We start from the raw sequence: 22,267 nt of genomic DNA, 5'->3' as shown, positions 1-22,267 counted from the left end.
CGTGCATCAGCCAACGGATCGGCCCTCGGCCCCCAGGCGCCGCCTGGGCGTCATGGGTGGAACGTTCGACCCGATCCATCACGGACACCTCGTGGCGGCCAGCGAGGTCGCCGCGAGCTTCGACCTGGACGAAGTGATCTTCGTGCCCACCGGGCAACCCTGGCAGAAGACCGGACGCGACGTCAGCCCCGCCGAGGACCGTTACCTGATGACGGTGATCGCGACCGCATCCAACCCGCGGTTCTCCGTCAGCCGCGTCGACATCGATCGACGCAAACCCACCTACACCGTCGACACCCTGCGCGATCTCAGCGAGCAGTATCCCGACGCGGAGCTGTACTTCATCACCGGCGCGGACGCCCTGGGATCGATCCTGTCCTGGCAGGACTGGCAGACCCTGTTCGACCTCGCCCGCTTCGTCGGGGTGTCCCGGCCCGGATACGACCTGCACGCCGAACATCTGGCACCGCATCTGGACGAGCTCCCGGCCGAGGCGGTGAGCCTGGTGGAGATCCCGGCACTGGCGATCTCCTCCACGGACTGCCGCAGGAGGGCCCGCGAGAACCGTCCCGTCTGGTATCTGGTGCCCGACGGAGTGGTGCAGTACATCAGCAAACGCCGGCTCTACCGCACGAATACGCACCTCGACGGAGATCCCGTCCCGGTGTTCGACGGAAACACCCCCGGCACCATCGAGAGAAAGAGCACGCAGTGAGCGCAACGGCAGAAGCCACGGAGATGGCCCGAATCGCAGCCCTGGCCGCCGACGAGAAACTCGCCACCGATGTCGTGGTGCTCGACGTGTCCGAGCAGCTGGTGATCACCGACTGCTTCGTCATCGCGTCCGCACCCAACGAGCGTCAGGTCAACGCCATCGTCGACAACGTCGAGGAGAAGCTGCGCCTGGCCGGCCACAAGCCCGTCCGCCGCGAGGGCACCCGCGAAGGACGATGGACCCTGCTCGACTACGTCGACGTCGTGGTGCACATCCAGCATGAGGACGAGCGCAACTTCTACGCCCTCGACCGCCTGTGGAAGGACTGCCCGACCATCGAGGTCGACGGTGTGGGTGGCCCCCGCTCGGCGATCGACGCCGCCGACTCGCCGGAGGACGTGTGAGCCATCCGGGGGAGGGCGCGCAGAGCCCGCGGGTGCGGCAGCTGGTGCTGCTGCGCCACGGCCAGACCGAGTACAACGCCACACGGCGGATGCAGGGGCAGCTCGACACCGATCTGTCCGAACTCGGCCGCCGGCAGGCGCTCGCCGTCGCCGACGTGATCGCCCGGTTCGATCCGCTCGCCGTCGTCTCGTCCGATCTGCGCCGCGCCTACGACACCGCGACCGCGCTCGGTGACCGCATCGGTCTGCCGGTCGCGATCGACACGCGGCTGCGCGAGACGCATCTCGGCGAATGGCAGGGCCTGACCCACACCGAGGTCGACGCCGTGGCCCCGGGCGCGCGCAGCGCGTGGCGCGCCGACGCGACCTGGACACCCCCGGGAGGCGAGAACCGCGTCGACGTGGCGCGGCGCAGCATCGCCGTCATCGGCGAACTGCTCGACAAGTACGAGGACTGGAACGACCGGCCCATCGTGCTGGTCGCGCACGGGGGCCTGATCGCCGCGCTCACCGCGGCCCTGCTCGACCTGCCGGTCGACCGGTGGTCCGTCCTCGGCGGTCTCGGGAACACCGGCTGGGTGCAGCTCAGCGGATACGGAGAGGTGCCGTCCTGGCGCCTGGACGTGTGGAACGCGTCGGCCACGGTGGCGCCCGATGACGTCCTCTGAACCGACGCCGATCGAGACCGACGCCGCCCCGCGGCGCCCGGTCCTCCTGGTGATCGGCGACTCGCTGAGCTACTACGGTCCGAAGGGCGGCCTGCCCGCCGACCATCCGCAGATCTGGCCCAATCTGGTCGCGGCCGAACTCAGCTGGGACGTCGAACTCGTCGCCCGGATCGGGTGGACCACACGCGACGCGTGGTGGGCCATGACCCAGGACCCGCGGGTGTGGGCCGCGATCCCGCACGCCGGAGCCGTCGTCCTGGCCGTGGGCGGGATGGACACCCTGCCGTCCCCGCTGCCCACCGCACTGCGGGAAGGCCTGCGTTACATCCGCCCGCCGGCCCTGCGTCGCGCGGCGCGTACCGCCTACGGGTGGTTGCAGCCGCGACTGTCGCCGCTCGGTCGCCCGGTGGCGCTCCCGCCCCGGGTCAGTGTCGAGTACCTCGAAACGATCAGGGACGCACTGGCGTACATGCGACCCGACCTGCCCGTCATCGGCACCCTGCCGTCGGTGCACCGCAGCGAGCAGTACCGGTCGGTGCATGCCGGCCGGCTCCCCGCGGCACGCGCGATCACCCACTGGGCGGCCGAGAAGTCGGTTCCCCTCGTCGATCTCGCCGAAGCGGTGCGGGAGAACGTCTTCTCCGACGACGCCAACCCCGACGGGATCCACTGGGGTTGGGAAGGACACCGCCGCGTCGCCGCCGCTGTCGGTGACGCTGTCCGGATCGTGCATCGGGATGCGGAAGTCCCGGTGGAGGGCCTACGGTAGGCGTCGTGTCCGTCGTCGTCGTCACAGATTCGTCGAGTTGTATCGACCCCGAACTGGTCCGTCGGTACGACATCCGAGTGGTGCCACTGCACATCATCGTGGGCGGACGCGACCTCCGCGAGGGCGTCGACGAGTTGCCGGAGGACCTGTCGACCGTGACGACCTCCGGCCCCTCGCCCGCCGAACTGACCGACGCCTACACCGAGGCGCTCGAGGCCAGCGGGGGAGACGGCGTCGTCGCCGTGCACCTCTCGCGTGTGCTGTCCGGGACGTGGGACGCCGCCCGGCACGCCGCCGAATCGCTGGGCGACCGGATCCGGCTCGTCGATTCGCGGAACACCGCGATGGGTTCGGGTTTCGCCGTCCTCGAAGCGGTGCGCGCCGCCCGGGCCGGAGCCGATCTGGTGAGGGTGTACGAGCGGGCCGTGGAGGTCGCGGCGTCCGCCCGGACCCTGCTCGTCGTCGACCGGCTCGACCACCTGCGCCGCGGTGGCCGGATCGGCACGGCCACCGCGCTGTTGGGTACCGCGCTCGCGATGAAACCCGTGCTGCACATCTCCGACGGCAAGCTCGTCCTGCGGGAGAAGACACGCACGATGACCAAGGCGATGGCCAAGCTCGTCGACGGAGCCGCAACCGATGTCGGCGACGAACCGCTCGTCGCGGTGCACCACCGCGGGGCACCCGAACGGGCGCGCAGCCTCGCCGATCAGCTCGAGCAGCGTCTTCCGGAGGGTACCGAGATCGTCGTGTCCGAACTCGACGCGGTTCTCGGCGCGCACGTCGGACCGGGCGCGGTCGGTGTGGTCGTCGCGTCCGCGGCGACCGGTGTCTCCGAGGACTGACCACCTACACCACCTCCCGGCCCGGATCATGCCGGTGGAGGCCCGATCCGGGCATTCATCCACAGGGGTGGAGGTCATCCACAACCCCGGGCGGATCGGCGCCGATACCGAATCCGGCGGTCGCGGACGAGGTTAGCGTCGCGGCATGGCGAGCAGTGACCACCGTGATCTCGCGCGCACCCGCCTCGGCGCGATCACACGTTCCTCGGCGATGCCTGCGGAACCGCCCTGGACCGACGACACGCCGACGAACGACCACCCCTGGGCGGACCCCGACGACGGCGACGAACCCGTCCACAGCGGTCCCGGCCGGGAACGCTTCGTCGATCGGCTGGCCGCTGCGCGATGGGACACGGGACGACGAGGGACCGCTGCTCTCGCCGCGATCGGAGTGCTCGCCGCCGCAGTAGCCCTCGTCGTCGTGTGGCGCGACCGGCCGGTCCCCGAACCGGTACCGCCGCTGCCGAGGGTCGAAGTCGTGGACACCGCAGAGCCGTCCGCCACGAAGGAGACGGACACGGCACAGCCGGATTCCGCCGAGTTCGTCGTCAGCGTCGTGGGTGCGGTGACACGGCCCGGACTCGTGCGGTTGCCGGCGGGATCCCGTGTGGCCGACGCGCTCGACGCTGCCGGCGGTGCCCTCGACGGTGCCGACCTCATCGGCCTCAATCTGGCCCGGCGGGTCGCCGACGGTGACCAGATCGTCGTGGGAATTGCCCCGCCCCAACCTGTTCCGCAGGCCAGTGGAATCGTCGGGGCGCAGGGACCGGGCGATGCTCCACCGGAGGCAGGCGGGCTGGTGGACCTCAACACCGCCGACGAGACCGCGCTCGACGCGCTGCCGGGAGTCGGCCCTGTGACGGCCGCGGCGATCGTCTCATGGCGTGACACCAACGGACCGTTCACGGACGTCGAACAACTCGGTGAGGTCGACGGGATCGGACCGGCGCGCCTGGCCAGGCTGCGTGAACTGGTGACGGTGTGACCGTCCGGAACGACGGGTCCGACACCGCAACGGTTGTCGATGCCCGGTTGGTGCCGTGCGCACTGGCCGCGTGGGCCGTGACGCTTCTCGGGTTGTACACGGGATGGTGGATCGTCACCGCCGTGGCGGTCGCGGCCGTCGTCGGATGCGCCGTGACGGTCCGTCTCGTCGGGGCCGGTCGCATCCCTCGCGGAGGTGCGCGGATCCTCCTCGCCGCACTGGCCGTCGTCGCGGGATTCGGGCCGGCTGCCGGGCTCCGGATGTGGGCCGCCGACCAGCACCCGATCGCCTCCGCAGCGGAGAGGGGAGCGTGGGCCGGCGTCGTTCTCGTCCCCACCGACGACCCACGACGCATCCGGGCCGCGGCCTTCGACGACACACCCCGGGTACGCATTCCGGCACGGCTCGAGCACGTGACGGTCGGTGGACGATCCATGGACACCGGGGGATCGGTGGTGGTGTTCGCGCCGGCCGACTCGTGGGGAGACCTCCTGCCCGGGCAGTCGGTCACCGCACGCGTGCGGGTCGTGCCGCACACCGGGCCAGGCACCACGGTGGCGGTGCTCCGCGCGGAGCGGGCGCCGACGGCTGCCGGCCCGCCACCGGTGTGGCAGCGGTGGGCGGGCACGGTGCGCGACCGCCTCGCGCAGGTGAGTTCTGCGGTGCTTCCCGCCGACCGGGCCGGCTTGCTGCCCGGTCTCGTGGTGGGCGACACGACGGCGCTGACCGACGAGGTGCGCGAGGACTTCCGGGTTGCCGGACTGACGCACCTGACGGCCGTATCCGGAGCCAACGTCAGCATCGTTCTCGGAGCGGTACTGCTCCTCGTGCGCGCGGTGGGACTCGGCCCGCGTTCCGGCGCCGTCCTCGCCGCAACGGCTCTCGTCGCCTTCGTCGTCGTGGTCCGTCCGTCGGCGAGTGTGGTGCGCGCGGCGGCGATGGGATCGATCGGGCTGCTGGCGTTCGTGACGGGCCGTGAGCGACAGGCACTTCCCGCCCTGTGCACCGCGGTGGGCGTGCTGCTCGTGCTCATGCCCGACCTCGCCGTCGACGTCGGGTTCGCGCTGTCGGTGTCCGCGACGGCGGCGCTCATCGTCGCCGCGCCGCCCGTCGTGACCCGACTCGTCGATCGCGGGTGGCCGCGTCCCGTCGCGGAGGTCACGGCGATGTCGCTGGTCGCGTTCGTGGCGACCGCACCTCTCGTCGCGGGGGTGAACGGGACGGTGAGCGTCGTGTCGGTCGCGGCCAATGTCCTCGTGGCCCCGGTACTTGCGCCACTGACGGTCCTCGGCTCACTCGTCGCGGTGGCCGCCTCCGTCGTCCCGTGGCCGGGGGAGGTGCTCGCGCGCGGCACCGGGCCTTTCCTGTGGTGGCTGATCACGGTGGCCGATCGGGCGGCGTCGTTGCCGTCGGCCGAGTTCGAGGTGCCGGACGGACCGGTGGGAGCACTCGTCGCGGCCGTGCTGGTCGCCGTGGTGTGGTCGGTGGCTCGTCACCGGCGGGTGCGGATCACGGCTCTCGTGATCGCGGTGGCGGTCGCGGCGGTGTGGCTTCCGGTGCGGATGCTGCGACCGGGCTGGCCCGGAGCCGAATGGGTTCTCGTCGCATGCGATGTCGGCCAGGGCGATGCACTGGTGCTGGCGACGGGGGACGGACGCGCGGTCGTCGTCGACACCGGCCCCGAACCGGAACCCGTCGATCGGTGCCTGCGCCGGTTGCGGATTCGCCACGTCGCACTGCTCGTCGTGTCGCACCTGCACGCCGACCACGCGGGCGGAGTCCGCGGTGTCCTCGAAGGGCGCTCGGTCGAGACGGTCGTGGTCGGGCCGGGCGCTGCCGGTGACGGCGCGGCGGACGTGCTCGGTCCGGCAACCGAGATCGGTGTCCCCGTGCGGGAAGTGGGCGCCGGCGCGGTTCTGCGTGCAGGCGATCTCGACATCCGGGTGGTGGGTCCGGCCGGACGCGGGACGGGCGGTTCCGAGAACGACGACTCGCTCGTGTTGACGGTCGATACCGTCGTCGGTCGGGTTCTGTTGCCGGGCGACGCGGAGGAGGCCGCGCTCGACGCACTCGTGCGGTCGGGCACCGACGTGCGTGCGGACGTGCTGAAGGTGCCGCATCACGGCTCGCGCACCACACCCGCACGGTTCCTCACCGCCGTGCGGCCGAGCGTCGCCCTCGTCAGCGCCGGACGCGACAACCTGTTCGGGCATCCCCATCCCGAGATCGTCTCCACCCTGAGCGGGATGGGAGCGCGGGTGCTGCGCACCGACCTGCACGGCGACGTCGCAGTGGTCCGTGCCGGTTCCGGGGCGCTCGCGGTGGTGTCGGACGTGCGTGGCACGATCGAACCGTGAGCGACGCGTCCCTGCATCTGGTCCTCGGTGAGGAAGAACTGCTCGTCGACCGTGCCGTCGCGCAGATCGTGTCCGATGTCCGCACGCGCAGCGGAACTCCCGGCGACCTCCCCGTCTCCAGGCTCCGCGCCGGCGACGCGGGTGTGCCCGAACTCGCCGAGCTGCTGAGCCCGTCGCTGTTCGCGGAAGAACGCATCGTGATCCTCGAATCCACGGCCGACGCCGGAAAGGACTCCGCGGCGCTGATCCTCGACGTCGCAGCCGATCCGCCTCCGGGCGTGACGCTGGTGATCCTCCACAGCGGCGGCGGTCGCACCAAGGCGATGGTGCCCGCGCTGCGCAAATGCGGCGCCGAGGAACACATGTGTGCGGCTCCCGCGAAAGCGGGGGAGAAGGCCGCGTGGGTGCGCACGTTCGTCCACAAGGAGTTCCAGGCCGCGGACGTGCGGGTCTCGGGCGACGTCGAACAGCTCGTCATCGAAGCGGTGGGATCAGACCTGCGCGAACTCGCCGCTGCGTGCAGCCAGCTCGTGGCCGACACCGGTGGCAAGATCGACGCTGCGGCCGTGCGGCGCTACTACTCGGGCAAGGCCGAGGTGTCGGGATTCGACGTGGCGGAGAAGGCCGTGGCCGGCGACACGGCCGGTGCGCTCGAAGCGCTGCGGTGGGCGATGCACCGTGGCGTCGCCCACGTGCTGCTCGCCGATGCCCTCGCCGACGCCGTGCACACCATCGCCCGGGTCGGCTCTGCCGGTCGCGGCGACCCGTTCTCCCTCGCGTCGTCGCTCGGTATGCCGCCGTGGAAGGTGAAGAAGGCGCAGGCACAGGCGCGCACATGGGCACCGGCATCGATCGGCAGCGCACTCACGGTGGTCGCTGCGCTCAACGCCGACGTCAAAGGAGCGGCGGCCGATCCGGACTACGCTCTCGAGCACGCCGTGCGGGTCATCTCCGAACTGGCGGCCTGAGCCGTCCGCGCCGATCCCGATTCCGGGGCGGCGTCATGTCTGCCGTTCGATGCCACGAAGGCCGTCCCCGGCGGGGGACGGCCTTCGTGAAGCAGAGCCTGCGTCTACTACCTCGGAGCGATGAACTCAGAGCTTGTTGGCAAGCTTCGCGAGAGCAGACTTCTTGTTGGCGGCCTGGTTGGGGTGGATGACACCCTTGCTGGCAGCCTTGTCGAGCTGACGGCTGGTGGCGACGAGGAGCTCGTTGACCTTGTCCTTGTTGCCGGCGGCCGCAGCCTCGCGGAACGAACGGATCGCCGTACGAAGCGACGACTTCACCGACTGATTCCGGAGTCGGTTGCGCTCGTTGGTGCGAATCCGCTTCACCTGGGACTTGATGTTGGCCACGCGTAAAATCCTGTCGTCTTGCTGGTAGCTGGTAGGAAAGCTCTGGGTGCATCTGAGCACCGATGGACAAGGTTACCAAGAACGGATCGCAAAGCCCAAACCGGCGGTCGAATCACCCTTCTCACCGGCCTGATCTTTTCGGCCGGGACTACGCGCACCTGACTGTTGTTGTTGCGTGCCGCCGCGGGAGGGCATCCACACGGGCGGACACGCCACGGCGCACGATGTCGTTGTCGAGGTCACGGCGCTTGCGTAATCTCCCTCACAGCGCGAACGACGAGTTCGCGGCTGCGGTGCATCGACTCGAAGTGTTCTACCACCAGGTTCCGCCTGCGTGCGGGACCGCGAACATCGAGGTGACCCATGGAACCCCCACGCGATCCCGAGTCCCGAATCGACGAAGATCTCGCACGCCAGACATCCCTGGAAATCAGAGACCCCGGTGAGTTCTCCGATCTGCGGAAGTACGTGGCGGAGGCGATCGGAACGTTCTTGCTGGTGTTCTCCGCGGTGGGTACCGCGGTGTTCGCCGGAACCTATGTCGGCCAGCTCGGCGTCGCACTGGCGTTCGGCCTGACCCTGCTGTTCCTCGTGTACACCATCGGCCCGATCTCCGGGTGTCACGTGAACCCGGCGGTGACCCTCGGTCAGCTCATCGTCGGTCATGTGACCCCGGTGCGCGCCGTGGGTTACTGGATTGCGCAGGTCGTCGGCGGTCTGATCGCCGGTCTGACGCTCTACGCGGTGGCGTCGTCCCTGCCGAGCTACGACCGTGCCGCCGACGGGCTCGGGGCGAACGGCTGGGGCGCGCACAGCCCCTCGGCGGTGCACGGCCCGCTCGGCGGTGTGCTCGAGAACGGCTACGGCATCGGCGCGATGATCGTCGTCGAGGTCCTGCTCACGGCCGTGCTCGTGTTCGTGGTGCTGGGCGCGACCGACCAGGTCGCCGATGCGCCGATCGCCGGCATAGCCATCGGCTTCACCCTCGCGGTGATCCACCTGATCTCGATCCCCATCGACAACACGTCGGTCAACCCCGCACGCAGCCTTGCCGTCGCCTTCTACCAGGACGGTGCGCTCGGGCAGCTGTGGGCGTTCATCGTGTTCCCGCTCGTCGGCGGCGCACTCGGAGCCCTCGTCTACACCTTCCTCTTCGGACGGCGGTACGGGCTCCGGGCCTCCTGAAATCCCGCGGGCGGGACGCGGCCCGGTTCAGCTCCAACCGAAGTCGGTGCGGAGCCGGGCCGCGACCTGATCGAAGCGTGCGCGGGGAAGGATCGCGCCCTCGCGGCGGATGCCGTCCTCGGGGACGTCGAGCACGCGATCGAGGCGCACCCAGCTCGGGCGGTCCTCCGCGTCCCACCGTCCGGAGCCGATTCCGAGCCAGTCGCGGTGACCGTCGCGGTCGGCGTTCGACGACAGCATCAGTCCGAGCAGCGTCGAGTCGTCGCGGCCCACGACGAGCACCGGGCGGTCCTTGCCTTGCGTCGGATCTTCTTCGTAGGCCACCCAGGTCCACACGATCTCGCCCGGATCGGCGCGACCGTCGAGGTCGGGGGAGTACTCGAGGCGGCGGGCACGCTGCGCCGTCGGCGTGGTGCGCGACGCCACCGGGCGGCCGGGGGCCGGGCGCTTCGTGCCGGACGGGGTCTTCGCAGCACCGGGCTTCGGCGCCGCGGTCCGGTCCGCGCCGGGCTTCGGCGCCGCGGTGGTACCGCTCCCCGAGGTTCCGCTCGCTGCGCCGGTCTGGCCGGCCGCGTTCAGCGCGGCGCGCGCCTTGTCGAGCGCCCCGGACTGCTGCAACTGCTGGTAGATCTTCGGACCCTGCTCGACGGCGAGACGACCCAGCTGCCTGCCCAACTTCTTCCATGTACCGGCCACGGGAACCGAGCTTAACCGGACCTGACCCGGGCGAAGTCCCGGCCGCCGCCCGACTTGGATATTCTGCAGGGTGACCGCGGTCTGCAGGCCGCTGCCAGTCCGAGTCAGGAGCACGACATCAGCACCTTCGCCGACACCACGTTCACGGACCCCGCAAAGATCCGGAACTTCTGCATCATCGCGCACATCGACCACGGAAAGTCGACGCTCGCGGACCGGATGCTGCAGCTCACCGGGGTGGTCGAGGAGCGGCAGATGCGCGCCCAGTACCTCGACCGCATGGACATCGAACGCGAGCGCGGCATCACGATCAAGGCGCAGAACGTACGTCTGCCGTGGAAGCTCGACGGCGAAGACTATGTGATGCACCTGATCGACACCCCGGGCCACGTCGACTTCACCTACGAGGTCTCCCGCGCGCTCGAGGCGTGCGAGGGCGCGGTCCTGCTCGTCGACGCCGCGCAGGGCATCGAGGCGCAGACCCTCGCCAACCTCTACCTCGCGCTCGACAAGGACCTGACGATCATCCCGGTCCTCAACAAGATCGACCTGCCCGCGGCCGACCCCGACCGCTACGCCGGTGAGATCGCGAACATCATCGGCTGCGAGCCGTCCGACGTGCTCCGGGTCTCCGGCAAGACCGGCGAGGGCGTCCCCGAACTCATCGACGCCGTGATCCGCCAGGTGCCGCCGCCGGTCGGTGACGCCGACGCGCCCGCCCGCGCCATGATCTTCGACTCCGTCTACGACACCTACCGCGGCGTCGTGACGTACGTGCGTGTGGTCGACGGCAAGATCGTGCCCCGCGAGAAGATCAAGATGATGTCGACGGGCACGACCCACGAACTGCTCGAGGTCGGCATCGTCTCGCCCGAACCCAAGGCCACCGCCGGTCTCGGCGTCGGCGAGGTGGGCTATCTCATCACCGGCGTGAAGGACGTGCGCCAGTCGAAGGTCGGTGACACCGTCACCACCGCCCGCAACGGTGCGGAGGAGCCGCTCACCGGCTACCGCGAACCGCGCCCGATGGTCTACTCCGGTCTGTACCCGGTCGACGGCTCCGACTATCCGGTGCTGCGCGACGCGCTCGACAAGCTCCAGCTCAACGACGCTGCGCTCACCTACGAGCCCGAGACGTCCGTCGCCCTCGGGTTCGGCTTCCGCTGCGGCTTCCTCGGTCTGCTGCACATGGAGATCACCCGCGAGCGCCTCGAGCGCGAGTTCGGCCTCGACCTGATCTCCACCGCCCCCAACGTCGTCTACCGCGTCGTGCTCGAAGGCGGTCAGGAAGTCGTCGTGACGAACCCGTCCGACTGGCCCGAGGGCAAGGCGCGCGAGATCTACGAACCGATCGTCAAGTGCACCATCATCGCGCCGAGCGAGTTCATCGGCTCGATCATGGAACTGTGCCAGTCGCGGCGCGGTGAGCTCGGCGGCATGGACTATCTGTCCGAGACCCGCGTCGAGCTGCGGTACACGCTGCCGATGGCCGAGATCATCTTCGATTTCTTCGACTCGCTGAAGTCGCGCACCCGCGGCTACGCCTCGATGGACTACGAGGAGGCCGGCGAGCAGGAGGCCGCGCTGGTCAAGGTCGACATCCTGTTGCAGGGCGAGGCCGTCGACGCATTCAGCGCGATCGTCCACAAGGACGCCGCTGCCGCCTACGGCAACAAGATGACGACCAAGCTCAAGGAACTCATCCCGCGGCAGCAGTTCGAGGTGCCCGTCCAGGCCGCGATCGGCTCGAAGATCATCGCCCGCGAGAACATCCGGGCGATCCGCAAGGACGTTCTCGCCAAGTGCTACGGCGGCGACATCAGCCGTAAGCGCAAGCTGCTCGAGAAGCAGAAGGAAGGCAAGAAGCGGATGAAGACGATCGGCCGCGTCGACGTGCCGCAGGAAGCGTTCGTCGCCGCGCTGTCGTCCGAGGCCTCGTCCGACAAGCCGAAGAAGTAGTCGTCTCTGCTGCGACGCCCACCGGAAGGATTCGCGTGCTCGACACCTGGCTCACCCGAGAACTCGGAATCTCCGTTCCACTGCTGGGTGCGCCCATGGGTGGCCGGGCCGGTGGGCGGCTCGCCGGCGAGGTGACGCGGGCCGGCGGCCTCGGCCTCATCGGCGCCGCCCGCTACAACACCGCCGAGTGGATCGAGGGCGAGGTGCGCACCGCCCGCGAGATCGGTGGTGGGCCTGTGGGATTCGGTCTGATGACCTGGGCGCTCGCCGACGACGACAGCCTCCTCACCGCAGTGCTCGAGCATCGGCCGCAGGTGGTCACGCTCTCGTTCGGCGATCCCGCGCCCTACGTCGAGCGCGTCCACGAGGCCGGGGCCGTCGTCCTCTCGCAGATCAACACGATCGACGATCTGCGGGTGGTCGAGGCCGCGGGTGTCGACGCGGTCATCGCGCAGGGCCACGAGGCCGGTGGGCACACGGGCCGGATCGGTACCCTCCCGTTGTTGCAGGAGGTGCTCGAGTCGACGTCGCTGCCCGTGCTCGCCGCAGGCGGCATCGCCACGGGTCGCGGTCTGGCAGCAGTGCTCGCAGCCGGTGGGCAGGGCGCTCTGGTCGGGACGGCGCTGCTCGCCAGCCCGGAGACCGTCGGCCCCGACTACGCCCGTGGGCGGCTCGTGGAGGCCGGCAGCGCCGACACCGTCTACACCGACGTCTTCGACAAGGCCCGGCACCAGCCGTGGCCGGCGCGCTGGGGCGGACGTGCCCTGCGCAACGCCTTCACCGACGAGTGGCACGGCCGAGGCGCCGACGAGGACGCCCTCGCCGCGGCGTACACGGGCGACGATCCCGACATCGGTGTGGTCTACGCGGGGGAGGCCGCCGGTCTGGTGCGGTCCGAGCGACCCGCGGGCGAGGTCATCCGGGGTATCGCCGAGCAGGCGGAGACCCTGCTGTCCCGCTTCCGCTGAGGACGGCATCGGCACACGGACGTCCCCACTCGAGTTAAGGTGAGCCTCACCTGAAACGGAGGTCGCCCATGCATCGAGTCGTTCTCTCCGCGGTAGCGCTCGTACTGTTCGCCGTCCCGAGTCTCGTCGCGTGTTCGTCGGACACCGAGGAAACCGCGACCGCCGGCGGCGAGACCGTCACCGTCGAGCACTCCTACGGCACGACGACGATCGAGGGCACACCCGAGCGGATCGTCGCGACCTCCAGCCAATGGCTCGACGCCCTCGTCGAACTCGGAGTGCAGCCGGTCGCGTACTACAGCGCCGGCTCGTACGGCGACGATCGCGGCCTCTACCCCTGGCAGACCGACGTCTCCCCGGATGCGGTGGCGCTGAGTCCGACGGCGGAGACGTCGGTGCCCGTCGAGGAGGTCGCCGCTCTCGAACCCGATCTGATCCTCGGCGCGTGGCAGATCGCCTCGCAGAACGACTACGACACGATCTCCGCGGTCGCGCCGACGATCGGACCTCTCGGCGACACCGGCGTGGACAGCTGGGACGAACAGGTGCGCGTGCTCGGTGAGGTCCTCGGCCGCACCGAGGACGCCGAGCGGATCATCGCCGACCGCAACGCCGAGATCGAGGAGGCCGCTTTGCCGGGACTGGAGGGCCGGACCGCCGCGCTGTCGCAGTACGTCACCAACGAGCAACAGGTCGTCGTGGTCGCCGATCCGGACGACGGCGCCGCTGCGCTGTTCACGCAGCTGGGCATGACGCTGCCGCCGACGCTGGTCGCGGAGGGCGGAGCGTCCCAGGGGCGGGTCGTGCTCGGCCCCGAACGCGTCGACGCTCTGGTGGCCGATCTGCTGATCATCCTGCCGCGCGGCGGAACCGAGCAGGACCTGATGGCGCTGCCCGGATTCGACCGGCTGCCCGCCGTCACCGGAGGCGGTCTCGCCGTCGTCGACTTCCCGACGGTCGTCGCGTTCAACACGCCCTCGTCGCTGTCGATCGACTATGCGCTCGACGTGATCCGGCCGCAGCTCGAGGCGGTCGCGAACGCCTGAGACCGGCTCACGGCCCGAGATGCGCGGGCCGGAAGTTGCCCGCCCCGATCTCCCGCTCGGCGCGGATGACGTGGACGACGGCATTGATGAGCGCCAAGTGGGTGAACGCCTGCGGGTAGTTCCCCAGATGGCGTCCGGTCTCGGTGTCGATCTCCTCGGCATAGAGCTTCAAGGGGCTCGCGTAGTCGAGCAGGCGCTGGCACAGGGCGGCCGCCCGCTCGACCTCACCGATCTCGACGAGCGCCGAGACCAGCCAGAACGAGCAGATGGTGAACGAGCCCTCCTTACCTGCGAGTCCGTCGTCGGTGGTCTCCACCCGGTAGCGCAGCACCAGCCCGTCCTCGGTGAGTTCGTCGGCGATCGCCAGCACCGTGGCCCGCACCCGGGGATCATCCGCGGGCAGGAAGCGCAACAAGGGGATCAGCAGCGCCGACGCGTCGAGCGAGGGGTGGCCGTACCGCTGGGTGAAGACGCCGCGTTCGTCGACGCCGTGTTCGAGGACGTCGGCCTTGATCTCCTCGGCGATCGCCGCCCACTTGCGGGCGTAGTCGGGGCGGCCCTGCAGCTCGGCGAGTTTCGCGCCGCGATCGAGGGCCACCCAGCACATGACCTTCGACGACACGAAGTGCTGGGGTTCGCCCCGCACCTCCCAGATGCCGCGATCGGGCTTGCGCCAGTTGGCCGCCGCCTCCTCGACCTGCCGCCGCAGGGTGTGCAGCAAGGTCTGGGGGAAGTGCCCGCGGGACTTGACGTGCAGGTACACCGAGTCGAGCAGCGTGCCCCAGATGTCGTGCTGCTGTTGGTGATAGGCGTCGTTGCCGATCCGGACCGGGGTCGCGCCGTCGTAGCCGCTCAGATGCGCGAGGGTGGACTCCGGCAGTTCGCGCTCGCCGCCCACCCCGTACATGACCTGGAGCGGATATCTCATACCGTCCGCGTCGCGCGAGACGTCGAGGATGAACGAGAAGAAATCGTCGGCCTCCCGGTCGAACCCGAGTGTGTACAGGCCCCACAATGCGAACGTCGAATCACGCACCCATGCGTAGCGGTAGTCCCAGTTGCGTCTTCCGCCAGGGGTTTCCGGCAGTGAGGTCGTCGACGCGGCGAGCAGCGCCCCGGTCGGGCTGTAGGTCAGTCCCTTGAGCGTCAGCGCGCTGCTCTGCAGGTAGGTGCGCCACGGGTGATCCGGGAAGCGGCCCGTCGTGATCCACTCGCGCCAGTAGTCCTGGGTGGCGGCCATCTTCACTGCGGCCTCGTCGAAGGTGTGCGGCATCGGGCAGTCCGACCACGACAAGGCGACGAACGCCGTGTCGCCCTTGTGGAGTCGACGACGCGCGCGGACCTCGCGGTCCTCGATCCCGAGGCGCAGATCCGTCGTCATGCGCAGCGTCGGATGCTCGTCCGGTGCGTTCCGGCACACCGCGGTGGCCTCCTCGTAGACCTTGCCGGTGTACCGCCATTCGGTGCGGCCCCGGTGGTAGTCGAAGGCGGGTTCGCAACTGACGTACAGATCCACCGTCCCGTTCACACAGCGCACCGTGCGCAGCAGCATGTGCTCGGACTCCCAGTCGGACGGGGTCCGGCGGTGCGTGGTCGAGCGCTCCTCGACGTCGTACCAGGGCGCCATGACCAGCGCGTCCCGCACGATCATCCAACCCGTGTCGGTCTGCCAGGTCGTTTCGAGCACCAGACCGCCCGGCAGGTACCGGCGTGCCGCGGGAACGGTGCGGTCGTGCGGCGACAACCGGAAATGTCCCGCGCTGCGGTCCAGCAGCGACCCGAACACACTCGGGGAGTCCGGACGGGGCACGCACATCCACTCCACGGTGCCGTCACGCGCGATCAGGCAGGTGCTCTCGCAGTCCGAGAGGAATGCGTAGTCGTCGATGGGCGGGAACACGCTCCGTCGGAAGGGTGACCCCGACAGCGGTGAGGAGTGGTGGTGATCCATTCCTCCATGATCACTGCGGGCCGGGCGGATCGCAGTGCGGTTGCCGAACCTACTAGGGTGTAGGCAATGGATCGGGTGGCTTCGTGGTGGGACGGCTTCGAGCTGTGGCTCGCGGGCCTGTCCTTCGTCCCCCAGGTGGCCCTCGTGCTGGCGGTGCTGGTGCCGGCCTGCTTCGGGGTCGCATGGCTGCTCGATCGGGCGATGGCCGGTGTCTTCGCACTGCTCGGCCGCGGAGAGACGGACTCGCCCGCCACGACGACGGAGGATTGCTGACATGCCGCGTTCGCGCGTGACCCTGGCGCTGATCGCGCTGCTGATCATCGTCGTCGTCGCATGGCTCGTCTCCATGTGAGCACGCCGCTCGCGCATCCGGTTCGGTGCTCGACGCCCGGTGTCCGAATCGTCGATTTCGGTCGACCCTCGACCTCTGCTAATCTCTGCCGCGTGTCCGCGACCACTCTGCCCCGCATCCGCCACGAGTTGGCGTTGATCGCTGTGGGCATGCCTTCGGTCGCCGACATCGACTGTTGTCGCTGAACCCTTCTTCTCTCCGCGGTCCCCATCTTCCGGGCCCTCTCGTCCGTCGGTGCCGCATCCTCGCGAATCCCGGCCGGTCCGATTCCGGCAACCCCTCGTCCGGTGCCGGTCGCGTTCATTCCCCTCGAAACAGCCCCTCAGGAGGCTCGTCATGAAACGTTCCAGGTTCGTCGTCGCGGCGTTCGCCGCGGTCACCGCCCTCTCCCTCACCGCCTGCGCCGGCGGTTCGAGCGACACCGTCGGAGCCGAGAGTGGTGGCGACGGGTCCGGCGGCACGATCAACCTCTACGCCTACGCCGTGCCCAAGGTCGGATTCGATTCGCTGATCCCCGCATTCGAGGCGACCGAAGAGGGCGAGGGTGTCGTCTTCCAGCAGTCCTACGGCGCCTCCGGAGACCAGTCCCGCAAGGTGCGCGACGGCGCCGAGGCCAACTTCGTGAACTTCTCCGTCGAGCCCGACATCACCCGCCTCGTCGAGGCCGGTCTCGTCGACGAGAACTGGAACGACAACGCCTACAACGGGATTCCGTTCGGATCGGTCGTCACCATCGTCGTCCGTGAGGGCAACCCGAAGAACATCCGCGACTGGGACGACCTGCTCCGTCCGGACGTCGAGGTCGTCACCCCCAACCCGTTCAGCTCGGGTTCGGCGAAGTGGAACCTGCTCGCGCCCTATGCCGCGAAGAGCAACGGCGGCGCCGACCCGCAGGCCGGCATCGACTACGTCACCGCATTGGTCACCGACCACGTGAAGGTGCAGCCGAAGTCCGGTCGCGAGGCCACCGAGACCTTCCTGCAGGGCACCGGCGACGTGCTGCTGAGCTACGAGAACGAGGCACTGTTCATCGAGCGCAACGGCGACCCCGTCGAGCACGTCACCCCGCCCGTCACCTTCAAGATCGAGAATCCCGCAGCGGTACTGAAGAACGCGAAGGACGTCGAGGTCGCGCAGGCGTTCAACGACTTCCTGTACACCCCCGAGGCGCAGCGCCTGTGGGCCGAGGCCGGCTTCCGGCCCGTCGATCCGACCGTCGCCGAGGAGTTCGCCGACGAGTTCCCGCAGCCGGAGAAGCTGTGGACCGTCGCCGATCTCGGTGGCTGGGAGACCGTGAACGAGGAGCTGTTCGCCGACAGCACCGGCACCATCGCGGTGATCTACGACAACGCGACGAAGTAGAGCGCGCGCGTGACCATCTCGGAACACACCGCCGGGTCGGGAGATTCGTCTCCCGCCCCGGCGGGTTCGCGTCACGGGCCGTCCGCCGCGGCCCCCGCCCGACCGCGTCGCCGGATGTTCACCGGCGCCGTCGGGCCCCTCGGTATCGGCATCGCCACCCTGTGGTTGAGCCTGATCGTCCTGCTTCCCCTCGCGGCCCTGGCCTTCCACTCCGTCTCGGACGGTCTCGGGACCTTCGTCGATGCGATCACCGCTCCGGCCGCCCTGGCGACCCTGCGGATCACCGTCGTCGTCTCGCTGGTCGTCGCGGCGATCAACGCGGTGATGGGCACGGTGATCGCCTGGGTGCTCGTCCGCGACGAGTTCCCGGGGAAGAAGTTCGTCAACGCCCTCATCGATCTCCCCTTCGCCCTGCCGACGATCGTCGCGAGCATCGTGCTGCTCTCGCTGTACGGGCCGCAGAGCCCGATCGGTGTGCAGCTCAACGCGACCGAGCCGGGACTGGTGGTGGCGCTGGCATTCGTCACGCTGCCGTTCGTGGTGCGCTCGGTGCAGCCGGTGCTCATCGAGGCCGACCGTGAGGTCGAGGAGGCCGCCGCCTCGCTCGGAGCCGGCAACTTCACGATCTTCCGCACGGTCGTGCTGCCCGTGCTCGCACCGGCCGTCCTCGGCGGCACCGGCCTGGCGTTCGCCCGTGCCATCGGTGAGTACGGCTCGATCGTGCTCATCGGCGGCAACATCCCGTACAAGACCCAGGTCGCGTCGCAGTACATCCAGCAGCAGATCGAGATCGACCGGCCGGTCAACGCCGCCGCGGTCTCCGTCGCGCTGTTGGTGATCGCCTTCGTCGTGCTGTTCGTCCTGCGCCTGGTCGCAAACCGGGGGCTGCGCCGAGAGGAGGACGACCGGTGAAACCGTCCGTCGCATCCCGACTGTCGCTGCGCTTCGTCGCGCTCGCCTATCTGTTCGTGCTGCTGCTCGTCCCGATCGGGGTGATCCTCTACCGCACCTTCGAGAACGGCATCGTGGCGTTCGCCGAGTCGATCAGCACTCCCGCCGCGATCTCGGCGCTGAACCTGTCGCTGCTGATCGTCGCGATCGTCGTTCCCGTGAACGTGATCTTCGGCATCGTCGTCGCGCTGGCCCTCGTCCGCGGCAGATTCCCGGGGAGAGGATTGCTGCAGGCCGTCGTCGACCTGCCCTTCGCGGTCTCGCCCATCGTCGTGGGTGTCGCCCTGATCATGCTGTGGGGCGCCAACGGCTGGTTCGGTGCCGTCGAGGATCTCGGCCTCAAGGTGATCTTCGGGCTGCCGGGCATGGTGCTCGCGACGATCTTCGTGACGCTGCCGTTCGTCGTGCGCGAGGTCGAACCGGTGCTGCGCGAGATCGGGGAGGAGCAGGAGCAGGCCGCCGCGACCCTCGGCGCGAATACCTGGCAGACCTTCTGGCGGATCACGCTGCCGGCGATCCGCTGGGGCCTGACCTACGGCATCGTCCTCACCGTCGCCCGGGCCCTCGGCGAGTTCGGCGCCGTCATCATGGTCTCGTCCGGCTTCCCCGGCGTCTCCCAGACCCTGACGTTGCTCGTGCACGCCCGGTACATCGACGACCACAACACCTTCGGCGCCTACAGCGCCGCGACCCTGCTCATGGCATCGCGGTGATCGTCCTGCTGCTGATGACCCTGCTCGACCGGAAGAGGAGCACCGAATGATCACCGTCACCGGGGCGCGCAAGAACTACGGAGACTTCGCCGCACTCGACGACGTCGGCATCGACATCCCGTCCGGCTCGCTCACCGCCCTGCTCGGACCGTCCGGTTCGGGGAAGTCGACACTGCTGCGTTCGATCGCCGGCCTCGAGACCCTCGACGCGGGCACCGTCCAGATCGCCGGCAAGGACGTCACCGGCGTCACCCCGCAGAAGCGCGACATCGGCTTCGTCTTCCAGCACTACGCCGCGTTCAAGCACATGACGGTGCGCGAGAACGTCGCCTTCGGACTCAAGATCCGCAAGCGACCCAAGGCCGAGATCACGAAGCGGGTCGACGACCTGCTCGAGATCGTCGGGCTCGGCGGGTTCCAGCGACGCTATCCGGCGCAGTTGTCCGGCGGCCAGCGTCAGCGCATGGCCCTCGCCCGTGCCCTCGCCGTCGACCCGCAGGTGCTGCTGCTCGACGAGCCGTTCGGCGCCCTGGACGCGAAGGTCCGCGCCGACCTGCGGACCTGGCTGCGCCGCCTGCACGACGAGGTGCACGTGACCACCGTGCTCGTCACGCACGACCAGGAAGAGGCGCTCGACGTCGCCGACCGCATCGCGGTGATGAACGCCGGACGCATCGAACAGGTCGGAACGCCGGAGGAACTCTACGATCGCCCGGCGAACAGCTTCGTGATGTCGTTCCTCGGGACGGTGTCCAAGCTCAACGGCGTGCTGGTGCGGCCGCACGACATCCGGCTCGCCCGGCGACCCGCGCTCTCCGACACATCCGGCGATTCGGTCGGTGTCACGCGGGCGACCGTCGAGCGTGTGGTCCGGCTGGGCTTCGAGGTCCGTGTCGAACTGCGCAACGACGCGACCGGTGAGCAGTTCACGACGCAGATCACCCGCGGCGAAGCCCACGACTTGGGCCTCGTCGCGGGCGACACGGTCTACGCGCACGCTCCCGCCGCGTCGGAGACCGCCCCGCTCGGTACCGCCGCGCAGTAACCGAGCGGGGGACTCGAGGGTCACGCGGGTCGGCTCAGTGGGCCTCGGTCTCCGACCGGTGGTGGGCCCGGCAGATCATGACCGGACAGCAACTGTGGTGGATGAGTCCCTGGCTGCTCGAGCCGACCACCGCAGCGGCCAGCGGACTCCGGCCGTGGCTGCCCACCACCACGAGCTGGGCGCTCTTGGATTCCTCGAGCAGGACGATGTCGGGCTTGCCCCGCTCGACCCGGTAGGAGACCTCGACGTCGGGGAACTGCTCGGTGTGCCCGGAGGTATGCGACTTCATCTCCTCCCTCCGGTGCTCGACGTAGGCAGTCCAGTCCGTGAACCGTGATCCCTCGCCGTAGGTGAGCGTGGACTGCTCCGTCCACGTGTGGATCGCGACGAGCGGTGCCTCGAGCGCCGCTGCGGTCGCGAACGCGTGCTCGACGGCCCCCGCACTGACCTCGGTGCCGTCCACGCCGACGACGACCGGACGGCCGTCGGGTGGCTGGAATCCCTCGCGGCTGCGCCACGTCACCACCGGGCATTCGGCGTGGTTGGCGACCGACACGACGTCGGAGCGCCGCACCATCGACTGCCATTCGGTGGTGGTGGTGTGACCGAGGACGATCATCCGTGCCTCGCGCGACAGGTCGGTGAGCACGCGATCCGGCTTGCCCGACGGGGTGGACCGCCGGACCTCCACCCGGTCGACTGCGCCACGAACGGCTGCTTCCGCGGCGGTGAGAACGGCCTCCGACGGGTCGGTCCCGTTGTCGGAGGTGGGGGGATGAACGTGCACCAGGTCGATCGGTTCGCCGAGACGTCGGGCGACGCACGCGGCCCACCGGGCCGCATCGAGTGCGCTGTCCGATCCGTCGATGCCGACGACGATTCCGTGACCGACATTGGCTGTGCCCATGCTGCCTCCTCGCGTCACCGTCCAGTGTGGTACGGATCACAGGCTGCGCGCCAGCCCTGCGCGCCTCGGCACGCCGGAGCACGAGCTCCCGGCAGTTAGTCGCCGACGGCGTCCTTGCCGCGCTGGACGATCTTCGGGTCGGCCGGGAAGACGATCTGACGGTCCTTGTCGTCGTACTCGAACTGGTTCAGGAAGAACCGCATCGCGTTGATCCGGGCCCGCTTCTTGTCGTTCGACTTGATCGTCGTCCACGGGGCGTGATCGGTGTCGGTGCGACGGAACATCTCTTCCTTCGCCTCGGTGTACTGGTCCCACTTGTCGAGCGATTCGAGGTCCATCTCCGACAGCTTCCAGCGGCGGACGGGGTCGAGCTGGCGAATCGCGAACCGCGTGCGCTGCTCGTTCTGCGTGACCGAGAACCAGAATTTGGTCAGCGATATCCCGGCGTCGACGATGAGCTGCTCGAACATCGGGATCTGAGTGATGAAGCGTTCGTACTCGTCGTCACTGCAGAACCCCATGACGCGTTCGACCCCGGCGCGGTTGTACCAGGAGCGGTCGAACAGCACGAGCTCACCGGCGGTGGGGAAGTGCTGGATGTAGCGCTGCATGTACCACTGGCCCTGCTCGCGGTCGGACGGCTTGTTGAGCGCGACGGTCCGGGCGTGCCGGACGTTGATGTACTCCTGGAACCGCTTGATGGTGCCGCCCTTGCCGGCGGCGTCGCGACCTTCGAACACGATGATGTGCTTGGACCCGTTGTCCTTGGCCCACGACTGGAACTTCAGCAGTTCGATCTGCAGTAGGTACTTCTCGACCTCGTAGGTGGCGCGGTCCATCCGGGTGTCGTACGGATAGTTCTCCCGCCAGGTGTCGACGGCCCGGCCCTCGATGTCGATCAGATCGGGGTCCTCACCGTGGTCGTCGCGCACCGAATAGCCCTCCGTGCGGAGCCGGTCGATGTAGCGACGGAGTTCGTTCTGCACGCGAGGTCCTCCCGGATCACCGATGTCGTCGAACGACGACTGTGACTC

At 69.2% G+C, this 22,267-nt stretch carries 22 protein-coding genes and 1 pseudogene; 18 read left to right on the top strand and 5 right to left on the bottom strand.

Annotation, left to right across the window (positions count from 1 at the left end; genetic code table 11):
- Position 1 precedes the first annotated feature (1 nt).
- The 8 genes from nadD to holA all read left to right on the top strand — a co-directional run bounded on the left by nadD (position 2) and on the right by holA (position 7,711).
- Positions 2 to 715 carry a nicotinate-nucleotide adenylyltransferase gene (gene nadD, locus ACWPOC_RS16765; protein ID WP_308256984.1) on the top strand — a complete coding sequence of 238 codons (714 nt, stop codon included), beginning with the start codon at positions 2 to 4 and terminating at the stop codon, positions 713 to 715.
- The gene (rsfS, locus tag ACWPOC_RS16760; RefSeq protein WP_016694085.1) at positions 712 to 1,119 is read left to right on the top strand and encodes a ribosome silencing factor; all 408 of its coding nucleotides are present in this window, start codon (positions 712 to 714) and stop codon (positions 1,117 to 1,119) included. The genes nadD and rsfS overlap by 4 nt, the downstream gene beginning before the upstream one ends.
- Positions 1,116 to 1,787, top strand: coding sequence for a histidine phosphatase family protein (locus ACWPOC_RS16755; protein WP_120279730.1), 672 nt, complete (start codon positions 1,116 to 1,118; stop codon positions 1,785 to 1,787). The genes rsfS and ACWPOC_RS16755 overlap by 4 nt, the downstream gene beginning before the upstream one ends.
- Positions 1,774 to 2,556: a diglucosylglycerate octanoyltransferase gene (gene octT / locus ACWPOC_RS16750; RefSeq protein ID WP_120279729.1), complete on the top strand. Its 783-nt coding sequence runs from the start codon at positions 1,774 to 1,776 to the stop codon at positions 2,554 to 2,556. The genes ACWPOC_RS16755 and octT overlap by 14 nt, the downstream gene beginning before the upstream one ends.
- 5 nt (positions 2,557 to 2,561) lie before the next feature.
- Positions 2,562 to 3,401 (top strand): DegV family protein, encoded by an 840-nt coding sequence (locus tag ACWPOC_RS16745; RefSeq protein WP_120279728.1) that lies wholly within the window; start codon positions 2,562 to 2,564, stop codon positions 3,399 to 3,401.
- 145 nt (positions 3,402 to 3,546) lie between these two features.
- Positions 3,547 to 4,386, top strand: a complete 840-nt coding sequence (locus ACWPOC_RS16740) for a ComEA family DNA-binding protein (RefSeq protein ID WP_120279727.1) — start codon at positions 3,547 to 3,549, stop codon at positions 4,384 to 4,386.
- On the top strand, positions 4,383 to 6,743 hold the full coding sequence (locus tag ACWPOC_RS16735) for a DNA internalization-related competence protein ComEC/Rec2 (RefSeq protein WP_120279726.1): 2,361 nt from the start codon (positions 4,383 to 4,385) through the stop codon (positions 6,741 to 6,743). Before ACWPOC_RS16740 ends, ACWPOC_RS16735 begins: the two co-directional genes overlap by 4 nt.
- Positions 6,740 to 7,711: a DNA polymerase III subunit delta gene (gene holA, locus ACWPOC_RS16730; RefSeq protein WP_120279725.1), complete on the top strand. Its 972-nt coding sequence runs from the start codon at positions 6,740 to 6,742 to the stop codon at positions 7,709 to 7,711. Before ACWPOC_RS16735 ends, holA begins: the two co-directional genes overlap by 4 nt.
- 126 nt (positions 7,712 to 7,837) lie before the next feature.
- Here the strand turns inward: holA and rpsT are convergent, their stop codons facing one another.
- Positions 7,838 to 8,098: a 30S ribosomal protein S20 gene (gene rpsT, locus ACWPOC_RS16725; protein WP_120279724.1), complete on the bottom strand. Its 261-nt coding sequence runs from the start codon at positions 8,096 to 8,098 to the stop codon at positions 7,838 to 7,840.
- Positions 8,099 to 8,461: 363 nt separating this feature from the next.
- Between rpsT and ACWPOC_RS16720 the strand changes: the two genes are divergently transcribed.
- Positions 8,462 to 9,283 (top strand): aquaporin, encoded by an 822-nt coding sequence (locus tag ACWPOC_RS16720; protein WP_120279723.1) that lies wholly within the window; start codon positions 8,462 to 8,464, stop codon positions 9,281 to 9,283.
- Between the two features lie 27 nt (positions 9,284 to 9,310).
- Here the strand turns inward: ACWPOC_RS16720 and ACWPOC_RS16715 are convergent, their stop codons facing one another.
- Positions 9,311 to 9,979: a type II toxin-antitoxin system PemK/MazF family toxin gene (locus tag ACWPOC_RS16715; protein WP_120279722.1), complete on the bottom strand. Its 669-nt coding sequence runs from the start codon at positions 9,977 to 9,979 to the stop codon at positions 9,311 to 9,313.
- A gap of 63 nt (positions 9,980 to 10,042) precedes the next feature.
- On the opposite strand from ACWPOC_RS16715, the gene lepA reads away from it, so the two are divergent.
- The 3 genes from lepA (at position 10,043) to ACWPOC_RS16700 (ending at position 13,952) form a co-directional block, all read left to right on the top strand.
- Positions 10,043 to 11,938, top strand: a complete 1,896-nt coding sequence (gene lepA, locus ACWPOC_RS16710) for a translation elongation factor 4 (protein ID WP_237451241.1) — start codon at positions 10,043 to 10,045, stop codon at positions 11,936 to 11,938.
- Between the two features lie 35 nt (positions 11,939 to 11,973).
- Positions 11,974 to 12,906 carry an NAD(P)H-dependent flavin oxidoreductase gene (locus ACWPOC_RS16705; RefSeq protein ID WP_120279721.1) on the top strand — a complete coding sequence of 311 codons (933 nt, stop codon included), beginning with the start codon at positions 11,974 to 11,976 and terminating at the stop codon, positions 12,904 to 12,906.
- A 68-nt stretch (positions 12,907 to 12,974) separates the two neighbouring features.
- A complete protein-coding gene (locus ACWPOC_RS16700; protein WP_120279720.1) occupies positions 12,975 to 13,952 on the top strand; it encodes an ABC transporter substrate-binding protein in 978 nt (325 codons plus the stop codon).
- Between the two features lie 7 nt (positions 13,953 to 13,959).
- Here ACWPOC_RS16700 and ACWPOC_RS16695 read toward each other — a convergent pair whose 3' ends face one another.
- Positions 13,960 to 15,903 (bottom strand): glycoside hydrolase family 15 protein, encoded by a 1,944-nt coding sequence (locus ACWPOC_RS16695; protein ID WP_120279719.1) that lies wholly within the window; start codon positions 15,901 to 15,903, stop codon positions 13,960 to 13,962.
- A gap of 66 nt (positions 15,904 to 15,969) precedes the next feature.
- Here ACWPOC_RS16695 and ACWPOC_RS16690 point away from each other — a divergent pair, with 66 nt between their 5' ends.
- From ACWPOC_RS16690 to ACWPOC_RS16665, 6 genes and pseudogenes are all read left to right on the top strand, one after another.
- Positions 15,970 to 16,176 (top strand): hypothetical protein, encoded by a 207-nt coding sequence (locus ACWPOC_RS16690; protein WP_120279718.1) that lies wholly within the window; start codon positions 15,970 to 15,972, stop codon positions 16,174 to 16,176.
- A 171-nt stretch (positions 16,177 to 16,347) separates the two neighbouring features.
- Entirely contained in the window at positions 16,348 to 16,440 is a 93-nt protein-coding gene (locus ACWPOC_RS16685; protein ID WP_315899260.1) for an Ms4533A family Cys-rich leader peptide, read from the top strand.
- Positions 16,441 to 16,591: 151 nt separating this feature from the next.
- Complete coding sequence (locus ACWPOC_RS16680; RefSeq protein WP_120279717.1) at positions 16,592 to 17,617, top strand: sulfate ABC transporter substrate-binding protein; 1,026 nt, start codon at positions 16,592 to 16,594, stop codon at positions 17,615 to 17,617.
- A gap of 114 nt (positions 17,618 to 17,731) precedes the next feature.
- Complete coding sequence (cysT, locus tag ACWPOC_RS16675; RefSeq protein WP_016694104.1) at positions 17,732 to 18,529, top strand: sulfate ABC transporter permease subunit CysT; 798 nt, start codon at positions 17,732 to 17,734, stop codon at positions 18,527 to 18,529.
- Positions 18,526 to 19,331 (top strand): annotated as a pseudogene (gene cysW / locus ACWPOC_RS16670) (sulfate ABC transporter permease subunit CysW). The gene cysT and the pseudogene cysW overlap by 4 nt, the downstream one beginning before the upstream one ends.
- Positions 19,328 to 20,326: a sulfate ABC transporter ATP-binding protein gene (locus tag ACWPOC_RS16665; protein ID WP_120279715.1), complete on the top strand. Its 999-nt coding sequence runs from the start codon at positions 19,328 to 19,330 to the stop codon at positions 20,324 to 20,326. Before cysW ends, ACWPOC_RS16665 begins: the two are co-directional and overlap by 4 nt.
- Positions 20,327 to 20,360: 34 nt before the next feature.
- Here the strand turns inward: ACWPOC_RS16665 and ACWPOC_RS16660 are convergent, their stop codons facing one another.
- Both ACWPOC_RS16660 and ppk2 read right to left on the bottom strand, forming a co-directional pair.
- On the bottom strand, positions 20,361 to 21,233 hold the full coding sequence (locus tag ACWPOC_RS16660; RefSeq protein WP_455408990.1) for a universal stress protein: 873 nt from the start codon (positions 21,231 to 21,233) through the stop codon (positions 20,361 to 20,363).
- Positions 21,234 to 21,328: 95 nt separating this feature from the next.
- Positions 21,329 to 22,219 (bottom strand): polyphosphate kinase 2, encoded by an 891-nt coding sequence (gene ppk2, locus ACWPOC_RS16655; RefSeq protein ID WP_120279713.1) that lies wholly within the window; start codon positions 22,217 to 22,219, stop codon positions 21,329 to 21,331.
- Positions 22,220 to 22,267: the final 48 nt, after the last annotated feature.

Source organism: Rhodococcus sp. 5G237, assembly GCF_053764735.1.
Note: the sequence above shows the minus strand (reverse complement) of the source record. Positions and strands in the feature narration are given on the sequence as shown.

Excerpts from the sequence above, each read along its gene's own strand:
- octT (WP_120279729.1), top strand. The coding sequence starts at position 1,774 with ATGACGTCCTCTGAACCGACGCCGATCGAGACCGACGCCGCCCCGCGG.
- ACWPOC_RS16740 (WP_120279727.1), top strand. The coding sequence starts at position 3,547 with ATGGCGAGCAGTGACCACCGTGATCTCGCGCGCACCCGCCTCGGCGCG.
- ACWPOC_RS16720 (WP_120279723.1), top strand. The coding sequence starts at position 8,462 with ATGGAACCCCCACGCGATCCCGAGTCCCGAATCGACGAAGATCTCGCA.
- ACWPOC_RS16700 (WP_120279720.1), top strand. The coding sequence starts at position 12,975 with ATGCATCGAGTCGTTCTCTCCGCGGTAGCGCTCGTACTGTTCGCCGTC.
- ACWPOC_RS16695 (WP_120279719.1), bottom strand. The coding sequence starts at position 15,903 with ATGGATCACCACCACTCCTCACCGCTGTCGGGGTCACCCTTCCGACGG.
- ACWPOC_RS16690 (WP_120279718.1), top strand. The coding sequence starts at position 15,970 with ATGGATCGGGTGGCTTCGTGGTGGGACGGCTTCGAGCTGTGGCTCGCG.
- ACWPOC_RS16680 (WP_120279717.1), top strand. The coding sequence starts at position 16,592 with ATGAAACGTTCCAGGTTCGTCGTCGCGGCGTTCGCCGCGGTCACCGCC.
- cysT (WP_016694104.1), top strand. The coding sequence starts at position 17,732 with ATGTTCACCGGCGCCGTCGGGCCCCTCGGTATCGGCATCGCCACCCTG.
- ACWPOC_RS16665 (WP_120279715.1), top strand. The coding sequence starts at position 19,328 with ATGATCACCGTCACCGGGGCGCGCAAGAACTACGGAGACTTCGCCGCA.
- ACWPOC_RS16660 (WP_455408990.1), bottom strand. The coding sequence starts at position 21,233 with ATGGGCACAGCCAATGTCGGTCACGGAATCGTCGTCGGCATCGACGGA.